Genomic DNA, 25,321 nt, shown 5'->3' with positions numbered 1-25,321 from the left:
CTGTGGGACGATGCCGGCGGGCTCGCACCCGCGACACGGTTTGGGCGCATCGGGTGCCCGGGGAGGAAGCGCCATGACCAGCAACGACGGCCTGCAGAGTTACCTGGCCGTCATCAAGGTGGTCGGTGTCGGCGGCGGCGGCGTGAACGCCATCAACCGGATGATCGATGCCGGACTGCGGGGCGTCGAGTTCATCGCGGTCAACACCGATGCTCAGGCGCTGCTCATGTCGGATGCCGACGTCAAGATCGACATCGGGCGTGATCTCACCCGGGGCCTAGGGGCCGGGGCCGACCCGGAGGTGGGTCGGACGGCTGCCGAGGCCCATCGTGAGGAGATCGAGGACGCCCTTCGTGGCGCCGACATGGTGTTCGTGACCGCCGGCGAGGGCGGCGGCACCGGTACCGGGGCGGCACCGGTCGTGGCGGAGATCTCTCGGAGCCTCGGAGCGCTCACGGTGGCCGTGGTGACGCGTCCCTTCGGATTCGAAGGTCGTCGGCGTTCCGTCCAGGCGGAGACCGGGATCTCGACTCTGCGCGACGCGGTCGACACCCTCATCGTCATCCCCAACCAGCGGCTGCTGGAGCAGGCCGACCGCAACCTCCCGATGATGGATGCCTTCATGATGGCCGACGAGGTACTTCTCCAGGGGGTGGGTGGGATCACGGATCTGATCACCACGCCCGGCTTGATCAACGTCGACTTCGCCGACGTCAAGGCCGTGATGTGGGGCGCCGGCTCGGCGGTGATGGGCATCGGTCGGGCGACCGGCGAGAACCGGGCGGCACAGGCAGCCGAGAAGGCCATCTCCAGCCCGATGCTGGAGACGGGGGTGGAGGGAGCCAGCGGGGTGCTCCTTTCGATCACCGGGCCCTCCTCGATGTCGCTCCACGAGGTCAATCAGGCGGCCACCGCCATTGCCGAACACTGCACGGCTGACGCCAATGTGATCTTCGGGGCGACGGTGGACGACAGCCTGGCCGAGGAGATGAGGGTGACGGTGATCGCTGCCGGGTTCGGGCGGCCAACGGGCGGTTCCCCTGATCGCCCCAAGTTCAAGGCACCTTCGGTCGAACTGCCCGGCACCGGCAGGAGGGAGCCGAAAGACGAGGCTCCAGATGGTCCCGCCCTCGACGACCTGGAGATCCCCGACTTCCTTCAGGGATGATCCGGCCCGACGGCATCGCCGGGGTCGCCTTCGGAGAGGCGGCAGATGGGGATCCGCGGTCCGATCCCGAGGCTCGTCGGCGCTTCGCCGATGCGGTTGGTGTATCCGACGGCTGGGCATGGCTGCGTCAGGTTCACGGGGCTCGCGTGGTGCGGGCGAGTGCTCCCGGCCTGCTGGGCAGCGCCGATGCGGCCTTCACCACCACCTCCGGGCTCCCCCTGGTCGTGGCCACGGCCGACTGCTATCCGGTCGTCCTCATCGCCGAGGGAGGCGTCGGCATCGCCCATGCCGGCTGGCGGGGGGCGGCAGCCGGGGTGGTCGATGCACTTCGGGTCGCAATGGAACAGGCCGACCTGCCACCGAAGCTGGCCGCCATCGGGCCCGGGATCGGTCCTTGCTGTTTCGAGGTCGGTCCAGAGGTGGCGGCAGCGTTCCCCGACGAGGCCGCCGGCACGGCATGGGGCACGCCTTCGGTCGATCTGGTCGCCTCGATCTCTCGGTCGCTCGACGGCATCGAGGTCTGGCGGTCCGGGATGTGCACGATGTCGGACTCGGGGTTTCACTCCTTCCGGCGCGACCGGACCACGGCGCGTCAGGGCTCGGTGGCATGGTTGGCGGGCTGACCTCGATCAGGTCGCGTGTGGCAGCCGCGGCCATGCGCAGTGGTCGCGACCCCTCCGAGGTGACGCTCGTGGTCGTGGGGAAGGAGGCGGCCCTGGACGACCTATGGATGGTCTATGCAGCAGGGGTGCGCGACTTCGGGGAGAACCGGGCCGATCAGCTGGCCGATCGTGCCTCCCTGTTTCCCGGAGACGTGAGGTGGCACTTCATCGGCCGACTGCAGCGAAACAAGGTCGCTCGGGTGCGTCCCGTGGTCACATTGCTGCATTCGTTGGATCGGCCCCAGCTGATCGAGCGATGGTCTGGCGACGGACCGCCCCCACCGGCGCTGGTCCAGGTGAACGTGTCCGGGGAGCCGCAGAAGGGCGGCGTCTCGCCTGCCGAGGCGGCTCAACTGGTGGAGAAGGCCCGCATCGCGGGCATCGAGGTCCGGGGGCTGATGACGATGGCCCCCCTCGATCCCGACCCCGAAGCGGCCCGTCCCCACTTCGCCGCACTTCGCCTGCTGAGGGATCGCCTGCTGCCCGATCTTCCCGGTCTCACCGAACTCTCGATGGGCATGAGCGGCGATTTCGAGGTGGCCGTGGAAGAGGGTGCCACCATCTTGCGGGTGGGACGGGCTATCTTTCGACAATCTCCCAAAGAGGTTTGAGCCCCATGGGCATCTGGCAGAAGACGATGTTCTACCTGGGCTTGGTCGACGAGGACTCGGTCGGTTACGAGGCGACACCACAGGCACGACAACCGGAGCGCCGGCCGCCGGCACGACCGACCGCCGAGGTCCGCCGCGCCGCCGAGCCCCGTCAGCAGGTGGTTCAGCCGCAACGGGGCCCGTTGCGGGCGCGGCCCCCGGAACCGACCGCTCCTCCCGCCGAGTCGTCCACGGTGAGGGTGGAAGGCGCCGGCGGATACCGACATGCAGAGAGCATGTTCGAAGATCCCACCGAACTCCGCGGAGAGCATGAGGGCGTAGCCGGGCGGAGGGTGGAACCGCCACTCACGGCCCGCCGCCGGCCGGTTGCCGACCGGGCGCTCTCCGATGCCGGGGTCACCATGCAGCCTGGGGAGCGACCGCTGGTGCGTACCGTGAGCTCCTCGGAGCTCGAGTCCCAGGTGATCGTGGCTCGTTCCTACAACGATGCCCAGGTACTCGCCGATCACATTCGGGCGAACATCCCCGTGGTGCTCGACCTGCGCAAGGTGGAACCGGCCATGGTGCGACGACTCGTCGACTTCTCCAGCGGGCTCACGTACGCCCTCGGAGGTTCGATGCGCAAGATCGGCCAGGGAGTGGTGCTGGTCACGCCGAGCAGTGTGAACCTGAGTCGCGACGAGCGCCGCCGGCTCAAGGATCTCGGCTACTACCAGGCCCCAGAAGAGGCCTGATCCGGTGAGGGCCGTCTGCCTCGTCCTGCAGGTCTACTCGCTCGTCGTCTTTGCCCGGATCGTTCTCGAGTGGATCCCGGTGTCCTATGACCACCCGGTGGCGCGTGTCCGCTCGGCGCTGCGCGCAGTGACCGAGCCGGTGTTGCGTCCCCTGCGCGCCCTCATCCCCCCAGTGCGGGTCGGTGGCGCTGGGCTCGACCTATCGCCCCTGATCCTGATCCTGGGTCTCGGGGTGCTCGCCGGCGCCATCTGCTGAGGTCTGCTGCCGGCAGCGATCAGCCGGGGCTGCGCTCCACCTCGATGGCCACCGGTTCGCCGGCGGCATCCGCAGTCTTCATCGCCGAGGTTCCGACCTCAACCGTGGTGGCCAGCACCTCGCCCGCCAACCACTCGCCGTAGGCCTCCATCGCCGCCTGCACCCGCGGCGAGTCGCTCCACCATCTGAGCCGAACTCGGTCGGATACGTCGAGTCCCGCCTTCCTGCGGGCGGCCTGGACCAGCTTGGCCAGCTCACGGGCGAGTCCCTCGACCTGTAGGTCGGGCGTGATGGTGGTGTCGAGCGCCACCGCCAGCAGCTCGTCGGCTGCGACCACGATGCCGGGCAGCGGGGCGCGGGTGACGGCCAGGTCCGAGACGGTGAGCACCTCGCCGGCCACCTCCACACGGCCTTCCGACAGGACCGCTTCGACCTCGTGCGGCTTCAGGGCCTCCACGGCAGCCGCGATCTCCCCCATGCGGGACCCGAAGCGGGGCCCCAGCGATCGGTAGTTGGGCTTTGCTCCCAGGCGAGAGGCAGCGCCTTCGTCGCTCGAGGTGAGCACCTCCTTCACGTTCAGCTCTTCGGCGATCAGGTCGGCGTGAGAACCCGCCGCCGCCAGCACGGCCGGATCGTGGGCGATCACAGTCAGTCGGGGAAGTGGTTGTCGGGTTCTCACCCCCTCCTCGACGCGCAGGCCCCTTCCCAGCCCGACCACCCGGCGGGCCACGGCCATCGAGTCCTCGATGCCCTCGTCGATCAGGGTGGGGTCCACTTCCGGGTAGTCGGCAAGGTGCACGCTCACAGGGGACCCTTCGGTGCGAGCGGCCACGAGGTCCTGATACATCACCTCGGTGATGAACGGCAGGACGGGCGCCATCAGTCGGGCAAAGGTCACCAGCACCTCGTAGAGGGTGGCGAAGGCGGAGAGGGCATCTCCGCCGCCACCCGATCGGCCGGTCCAGAAGCGCCGCCGGGAGCGTCTGATGTACCAGTTGGTGAGATCGTCGACGAACTCGATCAGTGGCGGAACCACGTCGTAGAGGTAGTAGCCCTCCATCTTCTCGTTGACCCTCTTGACCAGGCTCTGCAGGACCGAGAGGATCCAGCGATCGATCTCGGGGCGGTCGGCCGGCGATGGGGCGGCGACAAGGTCGGCGACCCCCAGTGACTCGGCGGCTGCGTATGTGGTGAAGAACGAGTAGGCGTTCCAGTAGGGGAGCATCACGGTGCGCACCACCTCGCGCACCCCTCGTTCGGAGAAACGCAGCGGCTCGGCCCGCACCACAGGCGAGTTGATCAGATACGCCCGCAGGGCGTCGGCGCCGGTCGCCTCGAGCAGGTCGAACGGATCCGGGTAGTTCTTGAGGCTCTTCGACATCTTGCGGCCGTCCTCGGCGAGGATCAGGCCGTTGACCACGCAGTTGCGAAACGGGATCTGGTCGAAGAGGGCGGTGGCGTGCACCACCAGCGTGTAGAACCAGCCCCGTGTCTGGTCGAGCCCTTCGGCGATGAAGTGGGCGGGGAACCCGGCTTCGAACCTCTCCTTGTTCTCGAAGGGGTAGTGACTCTGTCCGTACGGCATGGCGCCCGACTCGAACCAGACGTCGAGGACCTCGGGCACGCGGCGCATCGTCCCCGGGCAAGCCCCACACGGGAAAGTGATGGCGTCCACCACGTGCTTGTGCAGATCTGAGGGCCTGGCGCCGGAGAGCGCTTCGAGTTGGTCCAGGCTGCCGACGCATTCGGCGTGGTCGCAGTGCTCGCACTCCCACACCGGGATGCAGGATCCCCAGAAGCGGTTGCGGCTGATGGCCCAGTCGCGCGCTCCTTCCAGCCAGTTGCCGAAGCGTTTGCTCCCGACATGATCCGGCACCCAGTGGATCGAGTCGTTGAGCTCCGCCATGCGGTGGCGGATCTTCTCCACGGCGACGAACCAGGTGGGGATCGCCTTGTAGATGATCGGGGTGTCGGTGCGCCAGCAGAACGGGTAGGAGTGGACGATCCTCTCCTCCAGCACCAGGGCGCCGCGGCCATCGAGGAGACGCACCAGCACCGGGTCGGCGTCCTTGACGTTCATGCCGGCCACTTCCGGGACCTCCGAGGTGAAGCGACCCTGCTCGTCGATCGGGTCCACGAGCAGCCGGGTCAGTCCGGCCTCCTCGAACGCCATGAAGTCGTCCTCGCCGTGAGCCGGCGAGGTGTGCACCAGGCCGGTGCCCTCCTCGGTGCTCACGTCGGGACCGGGCAGGACGACGAAGGCGCCGTCATCGGCGAGGGCGGCGAAGTGCTCCAGGGCCGGTCGGTAGCGGGTGCCGATCATGTCGGCTCCGATCGCCGATGCCGAGGTCTCGGCCCCATCCGGCCAGTAGGCGGCCACCCTGGCGTCGGCAACCCAGAACGGTCCGGAGTGTCCGCCGAGAGGCGTCACCACCCGCCGGTAGACCATCTCGGGGCCGACCTGGACACCGAGGTTGGAAGGCATCGTCCATGGAGTGGTCGTCCACACCAGCAGCGAGTCGCCCGTCTCCACCGGACCCCGACCCTCGGTCACTTCCAGGCGGATGGTGAGCGACGGGTCTTCGACGTCCCGGTACCCACCGAGGTTGACCTCGAAGTTGGACAACGGCGTCGCCGCTCCGAACGAATAGGGGAGGACCTTGAAGGCCTTGTACACCAGTTGGCGATCCCAGAGGCCGCGGAAGACCCACCACACCGACTCCATGAAGTCGGGGTCCATGGTCTTGTAATCGTTCTCGAAATCGACCCACCGGCCGATTCGTCTCGTGATCGCCTGCCAGGGCTCCGTGTTGGCCATGACCCGCGCCCGGCAGGCCTCGTTGAAGCGATCGATCCCGTAACGTCTGATGTCCTCCGGCCCGTTGAGGCCCAGCTCCCTCTGCACCTCCATCTCGATGGGGAGTCCGTGGGTGTCCCAACCGAAACGCCGCTCCACGCGGTGTCCCCGCATCGTCCAGTAGCGGGGTACGACGTCCTTGAGGACACCGGCGAGCAGGTTCCCGTAGTGGGGGCTCCCAGTGGGGAAGGGCGGGCCGTCGTAGAAGGTGAACTCCTTGTCGGCGGGTCGCGAGCGGACCGATTCGGAGAAGGCGTCGAGGGAGTCCCACAGGTCGAGGATGGAGTGCTCCTGTTCGGGAAAGGAGACCTCCGGTGGGATGCGCTCGAAGGGGCGGTTGTGGTCCATCCTGTCTCGTCCTCGGTCGGCATGGTGCCGCCGGGACGGGCCGTGGCCCGCGGTACCACCCGGCTTGCCGTCCCCAAGGGGCGGCCCCTCGTCGGTCCCGTATCGGGGGACCAGCTCGGCGGGGTCTACTCCGGATTCCCGTTTCTTCCCGCAGCTCCGGGGTGATGTCCCCTTCGGTCGGTGGCGCCGGCCTCGCACCTTCTGCCGGCTCGCTTCGCCCCGTCTCCGAGTGGGCCCGTCCCCTTCTGCGCTTCGGTTGGCAAGATAGCAGTGCGAGCCGGGATCGATGCCTCCTAGTGTGGTCGGATGATGCGGTCGCATCCCGACGGGGTGTTGGTGGAGGTGTGGGTGGTGCCGGGGGCATCGCGCGACGAGGTCGTGGGCGAACACGGCGGCGCCCTCCGGGTTCGCACCGCGGTCCCGCCGGAGGCCGGCCGTGCGAATCGGGCGGTCGGACGGCTGGTCGCCGCTCACCTCGGTGCCGGGTCTGCCGAGGTGATCCATGGTCGATCCGGTCGCCGCAAGACGGTTCTGGTTTCGGGCCTCTCGCTCGCCGAGGCGCGTGCCGCCATGGAGGCGCCGCCGGCGTCGGCGCCGGACTGACCCGGCCCCGTGCTATCGTCGCCCGCCTTCTACAGGAGCCTGTTCATGGCCCGGGACCTGGCCAAGTCCACCACCGATCGTTTCCGCAAGCGTCTCGAAGAGGAGAGAGTCCGGCTGCTCGACGTGATCCGCGAGATCGAGGAGGAGCGCGAAGAGGTTCGCCTGACCGAGACCTCGTCGGACCGAAGCCCCGACCCGAACACCGCGGAGGGCGGCTCTCTGGCCTTCGAGATGGAGAAGGAGCTCTCGATCCTGGAGAACACCCGGGACATCCTGCTCAGTGTGGAAGAGTCTTTGGGGCGCATCGCCGACGGAACCTACGGACACTGCGATCAGTGCGGCACCTCGATTCCAGTCGCTCGGCTCGACGCTCTGCCGTACACGAAGCTGTGCGTCAAGTGCGCCTCGATGCGCCGTTGAAGCCCCTGCATCTCTCGGCGGCAGCGGCAGCAGGCGTCCTCACCCTGGACCAGCTCACCAAGTGGTGGGCGAGTGAGGCCCTGCAGGACGCTCCGGTCGTCCTGATCGACGGGTTCCTCGAACTGCGATACCTGGAGAACACGGGAGCCGCCTTCAGCCTGCTCGAAGGAGCAGGGCCTTTGATCGCCTTGGCAGCGCTTGCGATCATCGGGTTCGTCATGGTCCTGATGCGTCGCATCGAGGCCCGGCCCGAAGCGGTCGCCCTCGGCCTGGTCATGGGGGGGGCTCTGGGAAACCTCACCGATCGGGTCTTCGGCGGCCCAGGACTGCTCGACGGGGGCGTGGTCGACTTCGTCGACTTCTCCTTCTTCCCGGCGTTCAATCTGGCCGATTCGGCGATCACGATCGGCGCCGGCCTCTTGATCGTGCTCGCCGCTGTCCGCAAATGAGGATCGTCGTCCCCGACGACTACGGGGGCGAGAGGCTCGATCGAACACTCGGCCGTCTCGGGGGAGTGAGTCGAGCGGCGGCGCGCCGCCTGATCGAAGGGGGAGGCGTCGCCGTCGACGGGATCGTGGTCGACACCCTCCGTCGTCCCGTGACTCCGGGCGAGGTGATCGAGTTCGAACCGGCGGTGGCCGAGGAGCTGTTGGCGCCGGTCCCGGTCGACTTCGCCGTGGTGTACGAGGATGCACACCTGGCGGTCATCGACAAGCCGACCGGTGTGGTCGTCCATCCAGGGGCAGGCGACCCCGGGCCCACCCTGGCCGCCGGCATCCTCCATCGCTGGCCCGAGGTGCGAGGCGTCGGCGACGAGGGGAGGTGGGGGATCGTCCACCGGCTGGATCGCGAGACTTCGGGGCTGATGGTGGTGGCGCTCACTGCGGCGTCACACGCCGGGCTGCGCCAGATGGTCCGGCGCCGCGAGGTGACCCGGGAGTACCTCGCCCTGGTGCGGGGGACCCCGCCGGCGCCTTCGGGCACTGTGGATGCGCCGTTGGACAGGGATCGGCGCCGCCCGACACGGCGTCGAGTGGCGTTCGGCGGTCGGCCCGCCAGGACCCACTATCGCGTCGAGGAGGCCCTCGGCGACTGGACCCTGCTGCGCCTCACGCTGGAGACGGGGCGCACCCATCAGATCCGGGTTCATCTGGCGTCGATCGGTCTGCCGGTGGCGGGTGACCGCGTGTACGGCATCGCCACCGGGAGCCCCAGGATGTTCCTGCACGCCCAGCGACTGGCGTTCGATCATCCGGTCGGCGGGGACAGGATCGATGTGGCCTCGCCGCTGCCGCCGGACCTGGCGGAGGCCGTCCTCACCGCTCGCTCCGGCCCCGGCACCACGGGGTGACTTGCTTCGACCCCCGTCAACCGAACATGGTGCGGGCCACGTCGTACAGGTCGGCAGGAACCCCCTTCGGTTCGATGCAGGCTTCGGACATTGCCACCGGGACGATGTCCTCTCCGCGGACCGCCACCATCAGGCCGTGCCTGCCGGCGAGAGCCAGGTCGGCGGCGGCGACACCGAGGCGGGTGGCGAGCACGCGATCGAAGGCGGTCGGTGTGCCCCCCCGTTGCAGGTGTCCGAGCACCGTGACCCGCGTCTCGAAGCCGGTGAGGTCTTCGAGAACCGGCGCCACGGCGTAGGCGACACCGCCCAGACGCTCGAAGCCGAAGTCGTCAACCGGCAGCCGACGCGCCATCGGGCTGGGATACCCCTCGGCCACCACCACCACCGAGTAGTGGTGCCCTGTCCGGTCCCTTGTGGAGATGTACTCGGCGGCCTCGGGCAGGGGGAGTGGATGCTCGGGAATGAGGATCACATCGGCGCCCGAGGCCATGCCGGCATGCAGGGCGATCCAGCCCCTCGTCCTTCCCATGACCTCCACCAGCATCACCCGGTGATGTGCCTCAGCGGTGGTGGTGAGGCGGTCGACGGCGTCGGTTGCTATCTGAACGGCGGTGTCGAACCCGAAGGTGACGTCGGTGGCCGGGATGTCGTTGTCGATCGTCTTGGGTACGGCGATGATCGGGAGCCCGGCGTCGTCGAGCAGGCGGGCGGTGCGGATGGTCCCATCGCCTCCGACCACCACCAAGGCGGAGAGGCCGTGCCGCTCGAAGCCGGCTCTGACCTCGTCGATGCCGGACCCGTGAACGAAGGGGTCGTATCGCGAGGTGCCCAGGATGGTGCCTCCGCGACCGAGGATCCCGCGCACCGCCTCGCGATCGAGCTCGAGCAGATCTCCTTCCACCAGGCCCTGCCATCCGTTGCGGAATCCGAGGATCGGTCCGGCGTCGCTGTGGGCGGCTCGGGTGCCCACAGCCCGAATGACCGCATTGAGACCGGGGCAGTCCCCTCCGGCGGTGAGGATTCCGATGGTCACGGCTTCAAGCCTGCAGGTAGACGGTGATGAACCTCAGGTACTGGGAGGCGATGGTCTCCGCCGCTTCGGATTCGGACGCCTCGCCATCGCGCCAGGCCGCGACCGCATCCCACCATATCGAGCGTCCGATGGCGAACCCGGCGTACCCCGGTACCGGAGCGCCGGCGCGAAGCCAGTGCTCCACGCGCTGGTCGTCGGCACCGCGCCCCAGGACCACCGCCATCACCCGATCCCTTCCGTCCGCCGTGATCAGTTCGGCCACACGCCGACAGTCGTCCTGGTCGTCGATGCCTTCGATCTTCCACACGTCTGGCTCGATGCCCCGTTCCCGGATGTCGGCGATCGTCTCCAGCATGAGGCCGGGGCGAATCTCGGTGTCGTACCGGCCCTGATCACCGCCGACCGCTGCAAGCTGCCCGGCGGATGCCGGCACCAGGAGCTCGAACAGGAAACGTCGGCCCGTCGAAGCGAGCCAGCGTCCGAGCCGAGCCAGACGCTCACCCTGCAGGTCGCGGGTTTCGGCCGGGTCGTCCGGATTCCACCGCACGAGCACCTTGGAGAAGTCGGGACCGAAGGCCTCGATGTGGGTGTCGAAATCGTCGCCGTACTCGAAGTCGAAGACGTCCTGACCTGACATCTCCACGGGCATGCTGAGGATGACCCCGCGCTCCTTCGCTTCCCTGGCGACCGGGGCCCCCATCTCCTCGTCGACGAGGATGCCGGCCCCTTCTGGCAGTCCGATGTCGGCGGCGGCGAGGAACCCTTGCCACACCAGCCGCTTGGCCGCCTGGAGCCGTCGTCGGTCGTCGTCGGTCTCGTTCGAGATCCCGAACATCTTGGACTTGAAGCTTCCGCGATGGTCGAAGGCGAGGATGAACAGGCTTCCGTCGTACCCTGGTCCCATGTTGCTCCCGATAGCTGGAGCCGAGTCTACGACCGCCCCCGGCGCCTCCTCGCGGGCAGGTGGCCTGCTGGTATCGTCGCCACTCACACGCCTGTAATTCACTTCGAGGAGCCCGTGTCGGATCGCAGCTTCGCCCACCTCCACCTCCACACCGAGTACTCGATGCTCGACGGAGCCGCCCGGGTGGGAGACGTCGTGTCGGCCGCCGCCGCCGACGGCCAGCCGGCTGTGGCGATCACCGATCACGGCGTCTTGTACGGAGCGATCGACTTCTACTCGCAGGCGGTGGCTGCGGGGATCAAGCCGATCATCGGCATGGAGGGGTACCTCACCCCGGGCTCCCGGTTCGACCGGCCCTCCCGGCGCGATGAGGTCAAGTACCACATCACCCTGCTGGCGGTGACCCAGGAGGGATACTCCAACCTGATCCACCTGGCGAGTGCCGCCTACCTGGAGGGCTTCTACTACAAGCCTCGAATGGACCTCGAACTGCTGGCGCGCCACTCGGCCGGACTGATCGGCACCACGGGATGTCTCGGCGGTCACGTTCCGCAGCTGCTGGCCCCGGACGCCTCCGGTGAGGAGGGGAACCGGGGAGGGGAGCGCGACTTCGAAGAGGCGAAGCGGGTCGCCGGGATGTATCAGGACATCTTCGGCCGCGAGAACTTCTTCGTCGAGATCATGGATCACGGAGTGGAGGCACAACGGCGTGTCCTTCCCGACCTGCTGGCGATCTCGCACCAGGTCGGCATCCCGTTGCTCGCCACCAACGACTGCCACTACACGCACGAGTCAGAAGCCGAGGCCCATGACGCACTGCTGTGCATTCAGACCGGCTCGGAGATGTCGGATCCGAAGCGGTTCGCCTTCCAGGGCTCTGGGTATCACGTGAAGTCCGCAGCCCAGATGCGGGCGCTCTTCCCCGACGAGGAGTTCCCGGCCGCGTGTGACAACACCCTGCTGGTGGCGGAGCGCGCCGATGTGAAGATGGAGTTCGGCCGGATCCTGCTGCCGCAGTTCCCTGTCGCCGAGGGCGAGACCGAGGCCGGGCTGCTGCGGCGCCTGACGATGGAGGGGGCGCATGCCCGCTACGGCGCCGACCTCTCGGACGTCGTGGTGCAACGCATCGAGTACGAGCTCCGGGTGATCGAGGAGATGGGGTTCCCGGCGTACTTCCTCATCGTCTGGGATCTCATCCGGCACGCCAGGGAGAACGGGATCCGGACCGGACCGGCGCGCGGCTCCGCAGGCGGGTCCATCGTCTCCTACTGCCTCCGCATCACGGCGATCGACCCTCTGGAGCACGGCCTGATCTTCGAACGGTTCCTCAATCCGGGTCGCCGCGAGATGCCCGACATCGACATGGACTTCGACGAGCGGTATCGGGGAGAGATGATCCGTTACGCCTCCGAGCGATACGGATCCGATCGTGTGGCCCAGATCATCACCTTCTCCACGATCAAGGGTCGCCAGGCCCTGCGCGACTCCGCACGAGTCCTCGGCTATCAGTACGCCCTCGGCGACCGTGTCGCCAAGGCGATGCCGCCCTCGATACTGGGGCGCGACGCCACGCTGGACCAGTGCCTGCAGCCCCCAGGCCCCGAAGCCGATGGAGCGGTCCGCGAGTACTACTCCAATGCCTCTGGGCTGCGGGACCTCTACCAGGCCGATCCGGATGCGCGTCGGATCATCGACACCGCGCGCGGGCTCGAAGGACTGCGCCGCCAGGACTCGATCCACGCCGCCGCCGTGGTCATCTCGCCGGAGCCGCTCACCTCGATCGTCCCCATCCAGCGGAAGGGGGACGACGCCGAGGTCGTCACCCAGTTCGAGATGCACGCCATCGAGAAGCTCGGCCTGCTGAAGATGGACTTCCTCGGCCTGCGCAACCTCACCACCATCGAGCGATGTCTGGAGCTGGTCGAGGAGAACACCGGCACCCGGCTCGACATCGATGGCGTGCCGCTGGACGACCCGATGGTCTACGAGATGCTCGGGCGGGGGGACGCCACCGGGGTGTTCCAGCTCGAGGGCGCCGGGATGAAGACCCTGATGCGAAGCCTTCGACCCGACCGTTTCCAGGACCTCATGGCCCTGATCTCGCTCTACCGGCCGGGGCCATTGGGCGCTGGTACCCACAACATGTACGCCGACCGAAAGAACGGTCGGGCTCCGGTCGAGTACCCGCATCCCGCCCTCGAGCCGGTCCTCGACGAGACCTACGGCATCATCGTCTACCAGGAGCAGGTGATGGAGGCGGCGCAGGTGATGGCCGGCTTCTCCATGGCCGAAGCGGATCAACTGCGCAAGGCCATGGGGAAGAAGATCCCTTCGGTCATGGCGGAGCAGGAGCAGAAGTTCGTCGACGGATGTGTGGCCAAGGGTCATCCGCCCGCACTGGGAAAGAGCCTCTTCGATCTGATCTCTCACTTCGCCGGGTACGGGTTCAACAAGCCCCACGCCGCCGGTTACGCCCTGGTGGCGTACCAGACGGCCTGGCTCAAGGCCCACCATCCGGCCGAGTACATGGCGGCGCTCCTCACCTCGTCGAAGCGTGACAAGGATCGGACTGCCGTCTACCTGAACGAGTGCCGGACGATGGGGATACCGGTGAGGGTTCCCGACGTCAACGCATCCGCCTCCGACTTCGTGGCGGCCGACGCCGCGATCACCTTCGGGCTCTCGGCGGTGAGAAACGTCGGCGAGGGTGTCGTGGATCTGATCGTCCAGGAGCGCGTCAAGAACGGGCCGTTCGCCACATTCCAGGAGTTCATCGATCGTGTCGACGTCTCCGTGTTGAACAAGCGCACCATCGAGTCCCTGATAAAGGCGGGGGCGTTCGACAGCACCGGTGTGCCCCGCCAGGGCCTGCTCCTGGTGGCGGAGCAGATGATCGACGCCGTGGTCGGGCGCCGACGCGCCGAGGACATGGGGCAGTACTCCCTCTTTGGAGGCGACGAGTCGGCCGTGCAGCGCGGGGTGGTGGAGATTCCGAACGTCGAGTGGGACAAGAAGCTCAGGCTCGCCTTCGAGAAGGAGATGCTCGGGCTCTATGTGTCGGACCATCCGCTCCTCGGAGTCGAGTCCAAGCTCCGTGCCCTCGCCCGCAACCCGCTCTCCACGGTGGCAGACCTCGCCGATGGCACAGTGGTCACGGTGGGCGGCATCGTCACCTCGATCACCCGGAGGTACACCAAGGCGGGCGAGGCCATGATCTTCTTCCAGTTGGAGGATCTGGAGGCGTCGGCCGAAGTCGTGTGTTTCCCGCGCGTGGTCGTGGAGAGCGGCCCGATGGTGCGTGATGACGCCGTCGTGGTGGTGAAGGCCCGGGTCGACCAGAAGGGCGACGATGTGAAACTGGTCGCCCTCGAGGTGTCCGAGCCGGTCCTGGAGGCGGAAGAGGCGGTGCGGTTGCGGATGAGGGCGTCGGCGATGTCGCCGGAGGTCGTCCACAGACTGCGGGTGATCCTCGCCGACCACCCCGGTACGGTGCCGGTGTACGCCCATCTACAGGGCGATTCGGGGGTCACCGTCGTCCGGCTCGGCGAGGGGCACACCGTGGAGCCTCGGGCCGCCCTCTACGCAGACCTGCGGTCTCTCCTGGGGGCCGACTCCGTTCTCGCCTGAAGCCGGACTAGGCCACCTGCAGTCCTGCCGCCTCGATCATGTCGGCGAGCGCATCCGGGGTATCGGGGGGAGTGGCCAACCAGGGGAGCACCGCCGGCTCCGCTCCGGTCGTGGCCGCCAGGGCGCGACGCAAGGACTCGTGGCGACGGGCCTCGGCACGCCAGCGGCTCACGTTGATGGCCAGCGGTCCGCTGCCGGCTCCGGCCTTCGCCCAGTCGGCAGGGAGCATCCTGTTGAGCACCACGACGGGTGGCACCGGCCATCCGGTGTGACCCAGCATGCGTTCCACCTCGTGAACGGCGTGGGTCTCGGGTGTGGCCACCGCCACGGGAGAGGCCGCACGCAGAACCTCTTCCACCTCTCGGGAGCGCCGGGCGACCCCTCCGTAGATGGTGCTCAGGTCGATGAGGAACTCGGCCACATCCTCGAGGAGGCGTCCGCCGAGGATCGAGTCGGCGATGCGGAGGGCGGGCCGGGTAGTGACCGAGTAGAACAGCCGGCGTCCGGGGATCCTGGCACCGGTGAGCAGCCGCAGCGCTCGCCCTGCCACCAGGCTGCGCATGCTCTCGGGTGCGGAGAGGAACTCGAGGCCGCCCTCGGAGGGTGGCGTGTCGACGACGATCACCTCGAAGTCTCCGGAGGCTGTGTGCCGGGTCACCTCTTCGGCTGCCGCGTAGGACTGGCCCGCCGGGAACCGGTCGGCAACGGCGCGAAAGAAGGGGTTGGACAGCAGCCGCTCGGCCGTAGCCGGATCTGCATGCTGGCGCACGGTGGCCTCCCAGGATGCGGCTGCGTCCACCATCGATGCGTGTAGTCGAGGCATTCCGGGGACGGGTGTGGGTGTGTCTCCAGCCGGGGCGCCGAGTGCGTCAGCGAGGCGGCGTGCAGGATCGACGGTGATCACCAGGGTCTGGCGCCCTCTTCGGGAGGCCAGGGCGGCGAGGCCGGCGGCCACGGTCGTCTTGCCGACGCCACCGGCACCCATGACCAGGGTCACCGCAGTCATGGCTGCTCGACCAGGTCGGCGAGGCTCTCCGCCACCTCGGCCGGCGTGTGCAGGCCGAAGAGGAAGGGCAGATGCCGGCGGGCCCGAAGTGCTCGAAGCGGCGCCCGCTGGGACCGGTGTAGGCCGAGGTGGAGGGTCGCCATCGCCCCCGCCGAGCCCGTGGCGGCTCGCGCCTGCGCTGCGGTGAAGTCTGGATCGGGGAGCACACGATTGGCGACGACCTCGCCGATGGCGACCAGCGGTTCGGTGTCGATGGCATCTCGGAACTCGTTCGCTTCGCGCACCGGCAGATCCTCAGGAGTCGCCACCAGCACCGCCGCCGTGTGGCTGGGGTCGGCCAGCACTCGTTCCAACCACTCGGCTTCCTCCCGCACCGGCCCTCGTGAGACCAGACGGCGTACCGTGGCCCCGGCGCGCAGTCGCGACAGGATGCGCCCGGTCGGATCGGCATCCACCACCACAAGATCCCAGTGGGGCCGGGTGGCCTCGTAGACGATCTTGCCCAGGACCAGGGTGTCGCGCACGCCGGGCACGGCGTCGGCCAGGGCCGAGAAGACCCGAGCGGCGCTCCCCGCGGCGGGCAGCCGGGTGCGGAGCCGCAGGTACTGATCGAGTGCCCGGGCCGGGTCGACCCTGGCTACGGCAACGTGACCGATGCGCTGTGGATCGGGGCCGATGCCTTCGCTGCCGAGATGGTGCGCCAGCCCGACGCCGGAGTCGACAGCAAGGGTGAGTACCCGCCGTCCCTGGCGGCCACCAGCGATGGCGATGGCGGCGGTGATGGCGGAGCGGCCGGTCCCTCCCTTCCCGGTGACGATGAGTAGACGCCGGTCGAGCACATTCCGAGGCTAGGCGGATACGCGCCTAGCCTGGGTGCCCCGAGTGGAGGATGAGTTGGCCGAGTTCGATGTCGATCGGTTCCGGGAGCGGTTCCGCCGCCGCGCCGTTGCCGTCAAGGAGCGGGGAGTTCCCCCTCTGGAGGGAGAGGCCCGCCGGGCCTTTCTCGCCGCCGCCCAGGACGACTACCTGGACTACAGCCTCGTGGCCGATGCCGAGGCCTCGGTGGAAGGCGGCTACCTGGTGCTGCGGCTACCGCTGAGCACCTAGACACCGGGATCGGCGACTCCGACGGCGGCGCGGCGAGCCGCTGCGCGCCGCTCCGCCTCGAGGCGGCCCAGGCTGTGCTCTCCGTGGTCCACGAACTTCATGGCGTCGGCGATGAGCCGGTGCCCGGCCTGGTCGCGGATCAGGCGATGCATCTCGGCACACACCCGCCGATAGTCGGGGTGGCCACCTTGGGCAGTGCGCAGCTCGATGAGATGGAATGCCTCGCGGGCGTTCATCTGCATGTAGAAGCGGATCCGATAGGCGAAGGGAACGGCGTACTGGGCGGTGTCGGGTCCCAGCGAATCGGCCAGCAGCCGGTGCAGATCGCCCGCCTCCTTCATTGCGGCATGCCAGGAGCCTTGGGCACCGATGTCGATGACGGACTCCGGCGTGACGAACCCGTGAAGGGTGCCCAGTCGCTGCCACTCCAGGGTGAGGAGACGGTGGCGCTGCAGGTCCCGGAAGATGCCGTAGTCGCAGAGGATGTCGAACTTGTAGGTCGGAGCCTCCATGGCGCGGCCAGGCTTGTGGCGCCGGTTGCGGCGATCCCCCACATAGGCGGCCACGATCGCTGCTCGCGTCGCCTCATCCATTGCGTCGACGGCTCGCCGCAGATCGTCGGCGGGGAGATCTGTGACCGAGTACAGGGCGGCCGCCGCCACCCTGCTCTCGGCATCCCGATCCCAGTCGACCAGGACCACCTCGGGCCGGCTCCGAGGCTCGTGGTCGATTACGGCCTCGGCCGACCTCGCCACCCCGGCGGCGGTCTCTGCCAGGAATCGCGACCAGTCGCCACCCCGGTCGGGGATGTCGACCCGCCGCAAGAAGGCGGGCGCCACCTTGCGCAGCTCGGCCAGCATCATGGCGGCGTAGGCGCGCGCCTCGGCGAGCGGGTGAGCGTTCATCCTGACCAGCAGCATCTCGTATGCCTGCCCCGAGGCGTAGATCCCCACGTTCGAGATGGTGGCCGCCGGTAGCAGGCCGCGCAGGTCGTCACAGACCCGCGCCCGGATCGTGCTCCGGTACACGAAGTCGGAGTCGCCATCGGCCTTGGGGTGCAGGGTCTCGTAATAGCGGGTCAGCCTCTCGGTGAGTCCCGAGTAGGTGGTGAACAGGCCGTCCATGACCCGTCGGAACTCGGTCTCGAGCGGATGGCCGAGAAGTTCCGGTGGGACCGTGTAGCGATAGCGGCCACCCAGGTGCTTGTCATAGAACATGTAGCGGGTGCTCTGTTCCAGGTAGGCGGCCAGGCGGCCCCACTCCAGGACCTTGGTCAACACGTTGGAGGCCTGTTCGCAGGCCAGGTGCATGCCACCGAGCTGCGCCACGGAGTCGTCGCCGTAGTCGGTGAACATCCGCCCGTACAGCTCCTCGGCGCGCCGCGTACGCACCGAGGCGTCTTCCTCGTCGATGCTCTCGGCGATGGCCGCCACGCCTGCCTCGGGCGCCTCGTAGAACTCGTCGAGGAAGAGTCGGCGCAGCGACTTGGGGGACCGGCTGTAGCGGGCGAACAGCGCTCCCTTCACGACCTCGGGGAGGTTGATGAGGGCGAACACCGGCTCGGTGGTGTTGGTGAAGAAGCGCCGGAGAACCCTCTCCTCGGCGCCGGCGAAATCCTCGCGATGGTGCAGCAGCGGGGTGGTGGGCCGGGGGTTCGGCTCGCTGGGGGTCACGACCGGCGACGGTAGACGGTGCGGATGCCCGGCGGCAAGGCCCATGGCGGCATGCCGTCTAGCGTGAAGGAGACGATGACCCCGATTCGCCTCTTCGTCGCCGGACTCATCGCCGCCATCATCGCCGTGGCGGTGCTTCCCATGATCGTCCTGCTCGACCTCGCCGGTGGTGGCGACGGGTTGGGGATCTGCTCAGGGGGCGGCCTCTCGGACTGTCGCACCTCCTACTTCGATGGCCCCGAGTTGCTCGCCATCCTCGCACTGATACTCCTCTTGCTGGTGCTGGCACTGCGCGCCGCCCGTCAGGTGCAGCAGACCCTGGAACGGCGACGGGACAGGGATGCGCTCGACCGCTCAGTGGGCGGCAGAGACGGCCTCGGCCGCGGGTAGGTCGTCCTCGTCACCCGTCGCCGCCAGCACCACGTGGATTCCGATCAGGATGAGCAGTCCTCCGAGGATGCCTCCCGTCCCCAGCCTCTCGCCGAGGATGACGGCACCGGCCACGGCGGCGAACACCGGTTCCAGGGCGAGTACCAGAGCGGTTCGAGCGGCGCCGATCACCGTCTGGCTCCACACCTGCAGCAGGAAGGCTCCTCCGCTGACCGCCAACCCGGTCACCAGAAGGGCGGTGACGCTCGCTCCGCCTGGCACGGCGAACTCCTCGAGGATGAGGGAGCCGGTCAAGCCGAGGAAGGCCACCACGGCGAGCTGTACCCCGGTGAAGGCGATCACCGGATGATGTCTCGCCACCCGGGAGAGATAGACGATGTGCCCGGCGAAGGCGATGGCGGCTCCCAGGGTCCACAGGTCGCCCGGCCTGGCTCGGAGGCCCTCGGACGAGGTGAGGGCGACCAGCCCGGCGAACGCCACCAGCGCACCGGCCATCACCCCCAGCCGGGGACGGCGGCGAGCGACGGCGGCCGCCAGCAGCGGGGTGAACACCACGTACAGCCCGGTGATCAGGCCCGAAGCCGAAGCGGTGGTATCCACCAGGCCTCTGGTCTGAAAGGCGTACCCGGCGAAGAGCAGCAGTCCCGCCACGACACCGTGGCGCACCGTGGTACGCCGCCTGGGGCGCGAGATTGCGAGCAGGGCGGCGGCTCCGAGGCTGAACCGCCACCCGACGAAGCCGAGTGGGGGCAGCACCGTGATGGCGTCCTTGACCATCACGAAGGTGGCACCGAAGAGGAAGGAGGCGAGCCCGAGGGCCGCGACGGCGACTGCGGGTCTGCGCATCGCCCCAGGATACGTGCGGAGTCTGAAGATGCCGGTCGGGCATGCAGAGGCGTCGACATCGCTCGGCTCCTTCTACGCTCGCCTGATGCCGACACCGCGACCGGAGCGCTTTCTCGATCGCCGCCGCTGGGACCAGAGGACCGGGGAGATGGTCGCACCTCCACTTGGCGAGAGGTTCCCCGCATACCTGCGCCTCTTCGGGATCGGGCTCATCGGGATAGTCGTGGTGGGCCTTGCCGTGTTCGCCTTCAGCAGCGCCCGACTGGAACACGCCATCGGCTACACGGCGATATTCACCGGTACCACCCTGCTGCTCACCGGCGGGGCGCGTGGCGGTGGATACGGGAACATCGCCGTTGGGGCGTTCGGGTCGATGTTCGGCGGGCGGCCGTCGGACGAGAACGGAATGTCGGGGGAGGGTGAGGGGAGGCGGCCACGCGACCCACGGGAGCGGCTGCGCAAGGGCCTGCGACCGCCGCCCAACCCGGCAGCTTTCTGGCAGGTCGTCGCCGGCCTGCTCTACATCGCCTTCGGCATCCCCTTCACGCTGTAGGCGTCTCCGACCCGGAGCCATCGGCTCCGTGACCGGGATGGCGGTCGTCGGGTGGGTCGGCGGCTTCGATGTCGAAGACTCTCCCGGGCTCGTCTGGTGGCGGTGCCGGGCTACCGGCCGTCTTCGGTGGCCCGCTCAGGTCGGGGATCTCGAGCGTGTCGAACAGAGGGGCCTCGAACGGATTCACGTCTGCGAGCGGGCGTTCGGGCGAACGTGGTCGGGGTTGGGCGGGTTGTTCGACGGAGCCCTGCTTCGCCGGCACCGGCGCCGCCGGGGCGCGCCGGGGGCGCGCCACCGAGGGATTGCGGGTGACGGAGCCTGCGGTGGGGAGACCCAGCCAGGTCCGGGTGAGGCCTATCGCCACCCCGACGACGGTCACCAGTGCGCCGAACACGAGGAGGCGAGCTCCCAGTCCGAGGCTGCCATCGAGGGTGTCGGCCAGGACCGCCGAGTCGAGGTACTTCACCAGGGAGTAGGGGAGTGCGGCCAGTGCCAGGACGAGTGCGCCCCAGCCGATCGGCCTCGGAAGGGGCCGTGCGTGGTCGGGGATCATGGTCACGGCGAAGATCGGAAGCACCAGCAACAGGGTCGGGAGAGCGTCCAGTTCGATGGCGGAGCGATCGCCTGCCGGCGAGCGGACGAAGGGAAGGCTCATGGCTCCGAGGACCATGAGGACGCCGGCATCTATGACGATGCGCGAGGCGTGAAAGGCGAGCGATGGAGCCTGAGGTCGTTGGGTCAAGGGGGGCGAGGGGGTTGGGATCGGCAGGTTAGTGGCCCCGATCCGGGGGCCGGTGGCACCCGCTTCGCCGCCTAGCATCCCCAGCCGATGCAACCATCCCCCGAAGATCGGGAGGCGGTCGGCAGACGCGCCCGCACCGTGCTGCGGCGACTGCGGCGCCGATACCCGGAGATAGAGACCGCCTTGCGCCACGGCAGCCCATGGCAGCTGCTAGTGGCGACGGTCCTGAGCGCCCAGACCACCGACGACACGGTGAACCGAGTCACTCCGGTCCTGTTCGCCCGCTGGCCCTCCCCGGAGGATCTGGCGGCCGCCGACCCCGAGGAGGTCGAAGGTGTGGTGAGGCCCACCGGCTACTACCGGCAGAAGACTCGTGCCGTCATCGAACTCTGCTCCGAACTCGTGGATCGATTCGGCGGAGAGGTTCCCGACGACATGGAGAGCCTGGTGTCGCTGAAGGGAGTCGGGCGCAAGACCGCCAGCGTGGTGCTCGCCGAGGCCTGGGGGAAACCGGCCATCGCCGTCGACACCCACGTCGGGCGGGTGTCGCGACGCCTTGGCCTGACCGCTGCCACCGACCCCGCCAAGGTGGAGTCGGATCTCAAGGATCTCTTCCCCCGGTCGGTCTGGGTGGGGGTCTCCATGCGCTTCATCCAGTTCGGCCGGGACACCTGCGATGCCAAGCGCCCGAGATGCTGGGAGTGCGACCTGGCAGACCTCTGTCCGTTCCCGGACAAGACCCCGGGTCCGGGGTGACCTTGGGCGGCTCGAGGTACGACAGGGAGATCGCCGGCCTCGCTCTCCCTGCTCTCGGGTCGCTGGTGGCCGACCCGCTGCTCAGCCTGGTGGACACCGGGTTCGTCGCCCGGGTAGGCACCGAAGCGCTTGCCGGCCTGGGTGTGGCGGCGGCACTGTTTGCTGTCGCCTTCTTCGTATTCGACTTCCTCGAGTACGGCACCACCGCTCTCGTGGCCAAGGCCGTCGGCGCAGGAGACCTCGCCGCCGCCGGTCGCTCGGCGGTCACCGCATTCCTCATCGCCGGCGGGTCCGGCGTGGTGCTCACCGGAGTGCTCCTGGTTGCCGGCGCATCCCTGGTCGGGTTGCTGGGTGGCCAGGGAGAGGTGGCGTCGGCGGCGATCACCTATGTGGGCATCCGGGCGCTGGCCGCACCGGCCGTGCTCCTGGTGCGCGCCGCACATGGGGCGTACCGCGGCTATCAGGACACCCGTACGCCGTTCGTCGTGACCCTCGGCATCAATGCCGTCAACCTGGTCCTCGATCCGATACTCATCTTCGGCCTCGGCTGGGGCGTGGCCGGGGCCGCCTGGGCGACGGTCGTCGCCCAGTACGTCGGGGCTGCAGCCTTCGCGGTCCTCCTGCTGCGGAGCCGAGAGCGATTCGGGCTGGTGGGGGCGAGCCCGGTCGCCGGCGAGGTGCGGTTCTTCCTCTCCGTGAGTCGTGATCTCGCCATCCGGGTGACGGCGGTCATGGGCGCCTTCACCATGGCGACTGCGGTGGCGGCTCGGATCTCCGAGGTCGCCGTCGCCGCCCACCAGGTGCTCTCGCAGGTGTTCCTCCTCACCGCCCTCACGCTCGACGCCCTGGCCATCGCCGCCCAGGCACTGATCGGAAGGATGATCGGAGGGGGCCGTCGGGGGGAGGCGGTGGTGGTGGCCGATCGGGTACTCGTGCTCGGCCTCGGGTTCGGGATGCTGACGGCGCTGGTCCTGGCCGCGCTCTCGCCGTTCATCCCCGCCTGGTTTGGCTCCGACCCGGCAGTTGAGGAAGCGATATCCGGATCGCTGTGGATCCTCATCGTGATGCAGCCCCTGGGAGCGGTCGTCTTCGCCTGGGACGGCGTGTTCATCGGTGTGGGAGACTTCAGGTACCTGGCCCTGGCCATGGTCGGGGCGGCGGCGGCGGGGGCGGCCTTCTTCCTGCTCGTGATACCAATGGGTTGGGGCCTGCCGGGCGTGTGGTGGGGGGTGATGGTTCTGCTCGGGGTTCGTGCGCTCACTCTGGCGTGGCGGAGGTGGGCTCCGGGTGGTCCGCTGCACTCGGTCCCAGGCTGATCCCCTTGGTCTCAGGGAGGGCCAGCAGCAGCGCCGTGGCGCCCAGCAGCATCAGCCCGAGCGCCGACACGGTCCGGTCGATCCCCCAGGCATCGACCACGAACCTCCCGGCGGCGAATCCGGCGATCCCTCCGACGATGGAGGCGTTGACGATCCACGCCGAGGCGGTGGCGCGCAACTCGGTGGGGAAGAGCTCGGCGCGGTGGGCGGCGAAGGCGGGGGCGAAAGCGAACGCTCCCAGATTGGAGAGCAGTATTCCGGCAGCCAGCGGCCACCCGCCGTCGATCAGGTAGAAGGCGAGGCCGCCGCCGACCCCGGTGGCTATGGCCAGGGCTTCGGTGGGGCGTCGGCCCAGGGCGTCGGCCATCCGCCCCCCGATCGCCAGGCCGGCGAGGACCCCGGGAGCCGAGGCGGCGGCGACCAGCAGGGACGCCGAACCTGGCGACCAGGCGAGGGCACCCTCCAGGCGCACCAGTGCCAGGTTGGCTGCCGGGGTCGTGTAGGCGGAGACGGCGAACGACAAGGCGGCCATCGGCCAGAAGCGGCGGGCGTGGATCGAGCGCAGCACCGCCGTCAGAGGCGGCCTCGTCTTGGGGCGAACGAACAACTCGGGCTCTCGGAGGCGCTTGAGCAGCATCGGCAGGGCAACCAGGGGAAGCGCCGAGAGTGCGAAGAGCAGCCTCCACCCGTCACCCTCCGCGCCGAGCGGCCTCAACAGCAAGCCGAGTCCGGTCCCGATGGCGCCGAACAGCACGTAGATGGCCGTGGCATGGGCCCTCACCGCCGGCCGCACCTGTTCGGCGAGCACCACCAGGGCCAGCCCGGAGACGGCGATCGTCGCCAGGCGTGCCACCGACTGGAGAACGGCGAGGGCGCCCGGGCCGGTGGCGAAGGCCGAGGCCAGGTTGGCCAGTGGCAACAGGGCGAAGGCGGCGAGCAGTGGGAGGCGCCGTCCCCGGTTGTCTCCCCACCAGGAGAAGGCAAGGGCGCCAAGGGAGGCCGCCCGCACCACGGTCATGAGGTCGAACACCCTGGCGTCGGTCAGGTCGTAATCCGCCTGGAGAAACGGGAGCACGTGCGTGAGCACCGCCCCGGACCAGCCCTGGGCAAGGGCCACCACCGCCAGCAACACCACAGCTCCCAGGTCTCCCGGGCCGAACCGAGGCAGGCGGCTGCCCGCCACTCGGGTCAAGCCACCTCGGCGCCGGGAGCGACGGGGTGGTCCGGCCGCAGCAGGACGACCCCTTCGGAGGTGAGCGCTCCGAGGACCAGGACGTCGGATCGAAAACCCGCAACCCGCATCGGCTCGAAGCCGGTCACGGCCACGATCTGGCGCCCGACCAGCTCTTCGGCGGTGTATCGGTCGGTGATCTTCGCCGACGACTGCAGGACACCATCGGGGCCGAAATCGATCCAGAGCCGGTAGGCGGGTTGACGGGCGCCGTCGTTCGGCTCGGCGCGCAGCACGGTGCCGGCGCGAACCTGCAGGGAACTCCAGTCGTCGATGTTGGGCACGTTCGGCGAGGTTACCGGGAACACCGGCGCCCCCGGTACCGTTGAGCAGGGAGTCGACCGGAGCCGTAATGGAAGTCGCCAGCGTCAACGTCATCGCCGCCTTCGTCTTCGGCGCGCTCTCCTTCCTGTCGCCCTGTGTCCTGCCGCTTCTCCCCGGCTACCTGTCGATGATGTCCGGCTACACCGCCGCCGACCTCGCCGAGGGGAAGGCATCGACCCGTCGAATGCTCGGTTCCACGGCCCTGTTCGTCGGAGGGTTCACCGCCGTGTTCGTGGCGCTTGGCGCCACCGCCACGACGGTGGGCCGCACCTTGTTGCGCAACCAGGGGACGATCACCACGATCGCCGGGTGGCTGGTGATCGTCTTCGGGGTGTTCATCGCCTTCTCGGCGCTGTGGAACCCACGGCTGCTCCTGCCGTTCATGCGTGAGCGCCGGGTCGAGGTACGCCCTTCCCGGCTGGGCCCGTGGGCGGCGCCGGTCATGGGTGTCGCGTTCGGGTTCGCCTGGACCCCATGCATCGGGCCGACCCTGGCGGCGATCCTCACAGTGGCCGGTACTCAGGAGACGGTCGGACAGGGGATGGTGCTGCTCTTCGTGTACTCGATGGGGCTGGGCATCCCGTTCCTCATCGCCTCGCTGGCGATCACCCGGGCCTACTCGGCCTTCGGCTGGTTCAAGCGGCACTTCAAGGCGATCACCTTCGCCTCGGGCACCCTCCTCGCAGGGTTCGGGGTGCTGATGGTGACCGGGCGCCTGGTGGCCCTCAATCGGTGGTTTCAGCAGGTTCTTCCCGAATTCCTGTGGAACGTGTGAGCGACCGGCGACCCTTGCCGGTTCCGCT

The 25,321-nt window shown here is 68.7% G+C and carries 26 protein-coding genes; 16 read left to right on the top strand and 10 right to left on the bottom strand.

Annotated features, from left to right (window positions below):
* The first annotated feature begins 73 nt into the window (after positions 1 to 73).
* The 5 genes from ftsZ to QY307_01690 are packed head-to-tail and all read left to right on the top strand — an operon-like array spanning position 74 to position 3,431.
* On the top strand, positions 74 to 1,168 hold the full coding sequence (gene ftsZ, locus QY307_01710) for a cell division protein FtsZ (GenBank protein WKZ82993.1): 1,095 nt from the start codon (positions 74 to 76) through the stop codon (positions 1,166 to 1,168).
* The gene (locus tag QY307_01705; GenBank protein WKZ82992.1) at positions 1,165 to 1,791 is read left to right on the top strand and encodes a polyphenol oxidase family protein; all 627 of its coding nucleotides are present in this window, start codon (positions 1,165 to 1,167) and stop codon (positions 1,789 to 1,791) included. The genes ftsZ and QY307_01705 overlap by 4 nt, the downstream gene beginning before the upstream one ends.
* On the top strand, positions 1,776 to 2,441 hold the full coding sequence (locus QY307_01700; GenBank protein ID WKZ82991.1) for a YggS family pyridoxal phosphate-dependent enzyme: 666 nt from the start codon (positions 1,776 to 1,778) through the stop codon (positions 2,439 to 2,441). The genes QY307_01705 and QY307_01700 overlap by 16 nt, the downstream gene beginning before the upstream one ends.
* Positions 2,442 to 2,446: 5 nt before the next feature.
* Positions 2,447 to 3,175, top strand: coding sequence for a cell division protein SepF (locus tag QY307_01695; protein ID WKZ82990.1), 729 nt, complete (start codon positions 2,447 to 2,449; stop codon positions 3,173 to 3,175).
* 4 nt (positions 3,176 to 3,179) lie between these two features.
* Complete coding sequence (locus tag QY307_01690) at positions 3,180 to 3,431, top strand: YggT family protein (GenBank protein ID WKZ82989.1); 252 nt, start codon at positions 3,180 to 3,182, stop codon at positions 3,429 to 3,431.
* 19 nt (positions 3,432 to 3,450) lie between these two features.
* On the opposite strand, the gene ileS is transcribed toward QY307_01690, so the two are convergent.
* The gene (gene ileS / locus QY307_01685; protein ID WKZ82988.1) at positions 3,451 to 6,636 is read right to left on the bottom strand and encodes an isoleucine--tRNA ligase; all 3,186 of its coding nucleotides are present in this window, start codon (positions 6,634 to 6,636) and stop codon (positions 3,451 to 3,453) included.
* A 306-nt stretch (positions 6,637 to 6,942) separates the two neighbouring features.
* On the opposite strand from ileS, the gene QY307_01680 reads away from it, so the two are divergent.
* Genes QY307_01680 through QY307_01665 form a run of 4 tightly spaced genes read left to right on the top strand, consistent with a single transcriptional unit; the run spans position 6,943 to position 9,010 of the window.
* Positions 6,943 to 7,239: a DUF167 domain-containing protein gene (locus QY307_01680; protein ID WKZ82987.1), complete on the top strand. Its 297-nt coding sequence runs from the start codon at positions 6,943 to 6,945 to the stop codon at positions 7,237 to 7,239.
* A gap of 45 nt (positions 7,240 to 7,284) precedes the next feature.
* Positions 7,285 to 7,659 (top strand): TraR/DksA family transcriptional regulator, encoded by a 375-nt coding sequence (locus QY307_01675; GenBank protein WKZ82986.1) that lies wholly within the window; start codon positions 7,285 to 7,287, stop codon positions 7,657 to 7,659.
* Positions 7,638 to 8,108, top strand: a complete 471-nt coding sequence (gene lspA / locus QY307_01670) for a signal peptidase II (GenBank protein WKZ82985.1) — start codon at positions 7,638 to 7,640, stop codon at positions 8,106 to 8,108. Before QY307_01675 ends, lspA begins: the two co-directional genes overlap by 22 nt.
* Positions 8,105 to 9,010, top strand: a complete 906-nt coding sequence (locus QY307_01665; GenBank protein WKZ82984.1) for an RluA family pseudouridine synthase — start codon at positions 8,105 to 8,107, stop codon at positions 9,008 to 9,010. Before lspA ends, QY307_01665 begins: the two co-directional genes overlap by 4 nt.
* A gap of 16 nt (positions 9,011 to 9,026) precedes the next feature.
* Here the strand turns inward: QY307_01665 and QY307_01660 are convergent, their stop codons facing one another.
* On the bottom strand, positions 9,027 to 10,043 hold the full coding sequence (locus tag QY307_01660; protein ID WKZ82983.1) for an ATP-dependent 6-phosphofructokinase: 1,017 nt from the start codon (positions 10,041 to 10,043) through the stop codon (positions 9,027 to 9,029).
* A 4-nt stretch (positions 10,044 to 10,047) separates the two neighbouring features.
* On the bottom strand, positions 10,048 to 10,947 hold the full coding sequence (locus QY307_01655; GenBank protein ID WKZ82982.1) for a DUF2090 domain-containing protein: 900 nt from the start codon (positions 10,945 to 10,947) through the stop codon (positions 10,048 to 10,050).
* A gap of 162 nt (positions 10,948 to 11,109) precedes the next feature.
* Here QY307_01655 and dnaE point away from each other — a divergent pair, with 162 nt between their 5' ends.
* Complete coding sequence (dnaE, locus tag QY307_01650; protein ID WKZ83735.1) at positions 11,110 to 14,574, top strand: DNA polymerase III subunit alpha; 3,465 nt, start codon at positions 11,110 to 11,112, stop codon at positions 14,572 to 14,574.
* Between the two features lie 7 nt (positions 14,575 to 14,581).
* Here the strand turns inward: dnaE and QY307_01645 are convergent, their stop codons facing one another.
* Together QY307_01645 and QY307_01640 are read right to left on the bottom strand one after the other, a co-directional pair.
* Positions 14,582 to 15,580 (bottom strand): ArsA-related P-loop ATPase, encoded by a 999-nt coding sequence (locus QY307_01645; protein WKZ82981.1) that lies wholly within the window; start codon positions 15,578 to 15,580, stop codon positions 14,582 to 14,584.
* Positions 15,577 to 16,419: an ArsA-related P-loop ATPase gene (locus QY307_01640; GenBank protein WKZ82980.1), complete on the bottom strand. Its 843-nt coding sequence runs from the start codon at positions 16,417 to 16,419 to the stop codon at positions 15,577 to 15,579. The genes QY307_01645 and QY307_01640 overlap by 4 nt, the downstream gene beginning before the upstream one ends.
* 55 nt (positions 16,420 to 16,474) lie before the next feature.
* Between QY307_01640 and QY307_01635 the strand changes: the two genes are divergently transcribed.
* Positions 16,475 to 16,687 (top strand): hypothetical protein, encoded by a 213-nt coding sequence (locus tag QY307_01635; GenBank protein WKZ82979.1) that lies wholly within the window; start codon positions 16,475 to 16,477, stop codon positions 16,685 to 16,687.
* Here QY307_01635 and QY307_01630 read toward each other — a convergent pair.
* Positions 16,684 to 18,360, bottom strand: a complete 1,677-nt coding sequence (locus QY307_01630; GenBank protein ID WKZ82978.1) for an FAD-dependent thymidylate synthase — start codon at positions 18,358 to 18,360, stop codon at positions 16,684 to 16,686. The genes QY307_01635 and QY307_01630 overlap by 4 nt on opposite strands.
* Before the next feature lie 75 nt (positions 18,361 to 18,435).
* Here QY307_01630 and QY307_01625 point away from each other — a divergent pair, with 75 nt between their 5' ends.
* Positions 18,436 to 18,750 carry a hypothetical protein gene (locus QY307_01625; protein ID WKZ82977.1) on the top strand — a complete coding sequence of 105 codons (315 nt, stop codon included), beginning with the start codon at positions 18,436 to 18,438 and terminating at the stop codon, positions 18,748 to 18,750.
* On the opposite strand, the gene QY307_01620 is transcribed toward QY307_01625, so the two are convergent.
* On the bottom strand, positions 18,715 to 19,596 hold the full coding sequence (locus QY307_01620) for a DMT family transporter (GenBank protein WKZ82976.1): 882 nt from the start codon (positions 19,594 to 19,596) through the stop codon (positions 18,715 to 18,717). The genes QY307_01625 and QY307_01620 overlap by 36 nt on opposite strands.
* Positions 19,597 to 19,681: 85 nt before the next feature.
* Between QY307_01620 and QY307_01615 the strand changes: the two genes are divergently transcribed.
* Positions 19,682 to 20,149: a hypothetical protein gene (locus QY307_01615; GenBank protein WKZ82975.1), complete on the top strand. Its 468-nt coding sequence runs from the start codon at positions 19,682 to 19,684 to the stop codon at positions 20,147 to 20,149.
* Here the strand turns inward: QY307_01615 and QY307_01610 are convergent.
* On the bottom strand, positions 20,139 to 20,891 hold the full coding sequence (locus QY307_01610) for a hypothetical protein (GenBank protein ID WKZ82974.1): 753 nt from the start codon (positions 20,889 to 20,891) through the stop codon (positions 20,139 to 20,141). The two genes, QY307_01615 and QY307_01610, sit on opposite strands and share 11 nt — an antisense overlap.
* 87 nt (positions 20,892 to 20,978) lie before the next feature.
* On the opposite strand from QY307_01610, the gene nth reads away from it, so the two are divergent.
* Complete coding sequence (gene nth / locus QY307_01605) at positions 20,979 to 21,647, top strand: endonuclease III (GenBank protein WKZ82973.1); 669 nt, start codon at positions 20,979 to 20,981, stop codon at positions 21,645 to 21,647.
* A 2-nt stretch (positions 21,648 to 21,649) separates the two neighbouring features.
* Positions 21,650 to 22,963 (top strand): MATE family efflux transporter, encoded by a 1,314-nt coding sequence (locus tag QY307_01600; GenBank protein WKZ82972.1) that lies wholly within the window; start codon positions 21,650 to 21,652, stop codon positions 22,961 to 22,963.
* On the opposite strand, the gene QY307_01595 is transcribed toward QY307_01600, so the two are convergent.
* A complete protein-coding gene (locus tag QY307_01595) occupies positions 22,905 to 24,146 on the bottom strand; it encodes an MFS transporter (protein WKZ83734.1) in 1,242 nt (413 codons plus the stop codon). The two genes, QY307_01600 and QY307_01595, sit on opposite strands and share 59 nt — an antisense overlap.
* A gap of 5 nt (positions 24,147 to 24,151) precedes the next feature.
* Positions 24,152 to 24,478: a tRNA-binding protein gene (locus QY307_01590; GenBank protein WKZ82971.1), complete on the bottom strand. Its 327-nt coding sequence runs from the start codon at positions 24,476 to 24,478 to the stop codon at positions 24,152 to 24,154.
* Between the two features lie 68 nt (positions 24,479 to 24,546).
* Between QY307_01590 and QY307_01585 the strand changes: the two genes are divergently transcribed.
* The gene (locus tag QY307_01585) at positions 24,547 to 25,293 is read left to right on the top strand and encodes a cytochrome c biogenesis protein CcdA (GenBank protein ID WKZ82970.1); all 747 of its coding nucleotides are present in this window, start codon (positions 24,547 to 24,549) and stop codon (positions 25,291 to 25,293) included.
* The last annotated feature ends 28 nt before the right edge of the window (positions 25,294 to 25,321 follow it).

The sequence above is a fragment of the Acidimicrobiia bacterium genome, from assembly GCA_030584185.1.
In the GTDB taxonomy this organism is placed as follows: domain Bacteria; phylum Actinomycetota; class Acidimicrobiia; order Spongiisociales; family UBA11373.
The sequence above is the reverse complement of the archived record's forward strand: the minus strand, read 5'-3'. Positions and strand labels throughout refer to the sequence as shown.

Coding starts and splice junctions, on each gene's coding strand:
- ftsZ (WKZ82993.1), top strand. CDS start 74: ATGACCAGCAACGACGGCCTGCAGAGTTACCTGGCCGTCATCAAGGTG.
- QY307_01705 (WKZ82992.1), top strand. CDS start 1,165: ATGATCCGGCCCGACGGCATCGCCGGGGTCGCCTTCGGAGAGGCGGCA.
- QY307_01700 (WKZ82991.1), top strand. CDS start 1,776: ATGGTTGGCGGGCTGACCTCGATCAGGTCGCGTGTGGCAGCCGCGGCC.
- QY307_01695 (WKZ82990.1), top strand. CDS start 2,447: ATGGGCATCTGGCAGAAGACGATGTTCTACCTGGGCTTGGTCGACGAG.
- ileS (WKZ82988.1), bottom strand. CDS start 6,636: ATGGACCACAACCGCCCCTTCGAGCGCATCCCACCGGAGGTCTCCTTT.
- QY307_01680 (WKZ82987.1), top strand. CDS start 6,943: ATGATGCGGTCGCATCCCGACGGGGTGTTGGTGGAGGTGTGGGTGGTG.
- QY307_01675 (WKZ82986.1), top strand. CDS start 7,285: ATGGCCCGGGACCTGGCCAAGTCCACCACCGATCGTTTCCGCAAGCGT.
- QY307_01665 (WKZ82984.1), top strand. CDS start 8,105: ATGAGGATCGTCGTCCCCGACGACTACGGGGGCGAGAGGCTCGATCGA.
- QY307_01655 (WKZ82982.1), bottom strand. CDS start 10,947: ATGGGACCAGGGTACGACGGAAGCCTGTTCATCCTCGCCTTCGACCAT.
- dnaE (WKZ83735.1), top strand. CDS start 11,110: ATGCTCGACGGAGCCGCCCGGGTGGGAGACGTCGTGTCGGCCGCCGCC.
- QY307_01645 (WKZ82981.1), bottom strand. CDS start 15,580: ATGACTGCGGTGACCCTGGTCATGGGTGCCGGTGGCGTCGGCAAGACG.
- QY307_01625 (WKZ82977.1), top strand. CDS start 18,436: ATGACCCCGATTCGCCTCTTCGTCGCCGGACTCATCGCCGCCATCATC.
- QY307_01620 (WKZ82976.1), bottom strand. CDS start 19,596: ATGCGCAGACCCGCAGTCGCCGTCGCGGCCCTCGGGCTCGCCTCCTTC.
- QY307_01615 (WKZ82975.1), top strand. CDS start 19,682: ATGCCGACACCGCGACCGGAGCGCTTTCTCGATCGCCGCCGCTGGGAC.
- nth (WKZ82973.1), top strand. CDS start 20,979: ATGCAACCATCCCCCGAAGATCGGGAGGCGGTCGGCAGACGCGCCCGC.
- QY307_01585 (WKZ82970.1), top strand. CDS start 24,547: ATGGAAGTCGCCAGCGTCAACGTCATCGCCGCCTTCGTCTTCGGCGCG.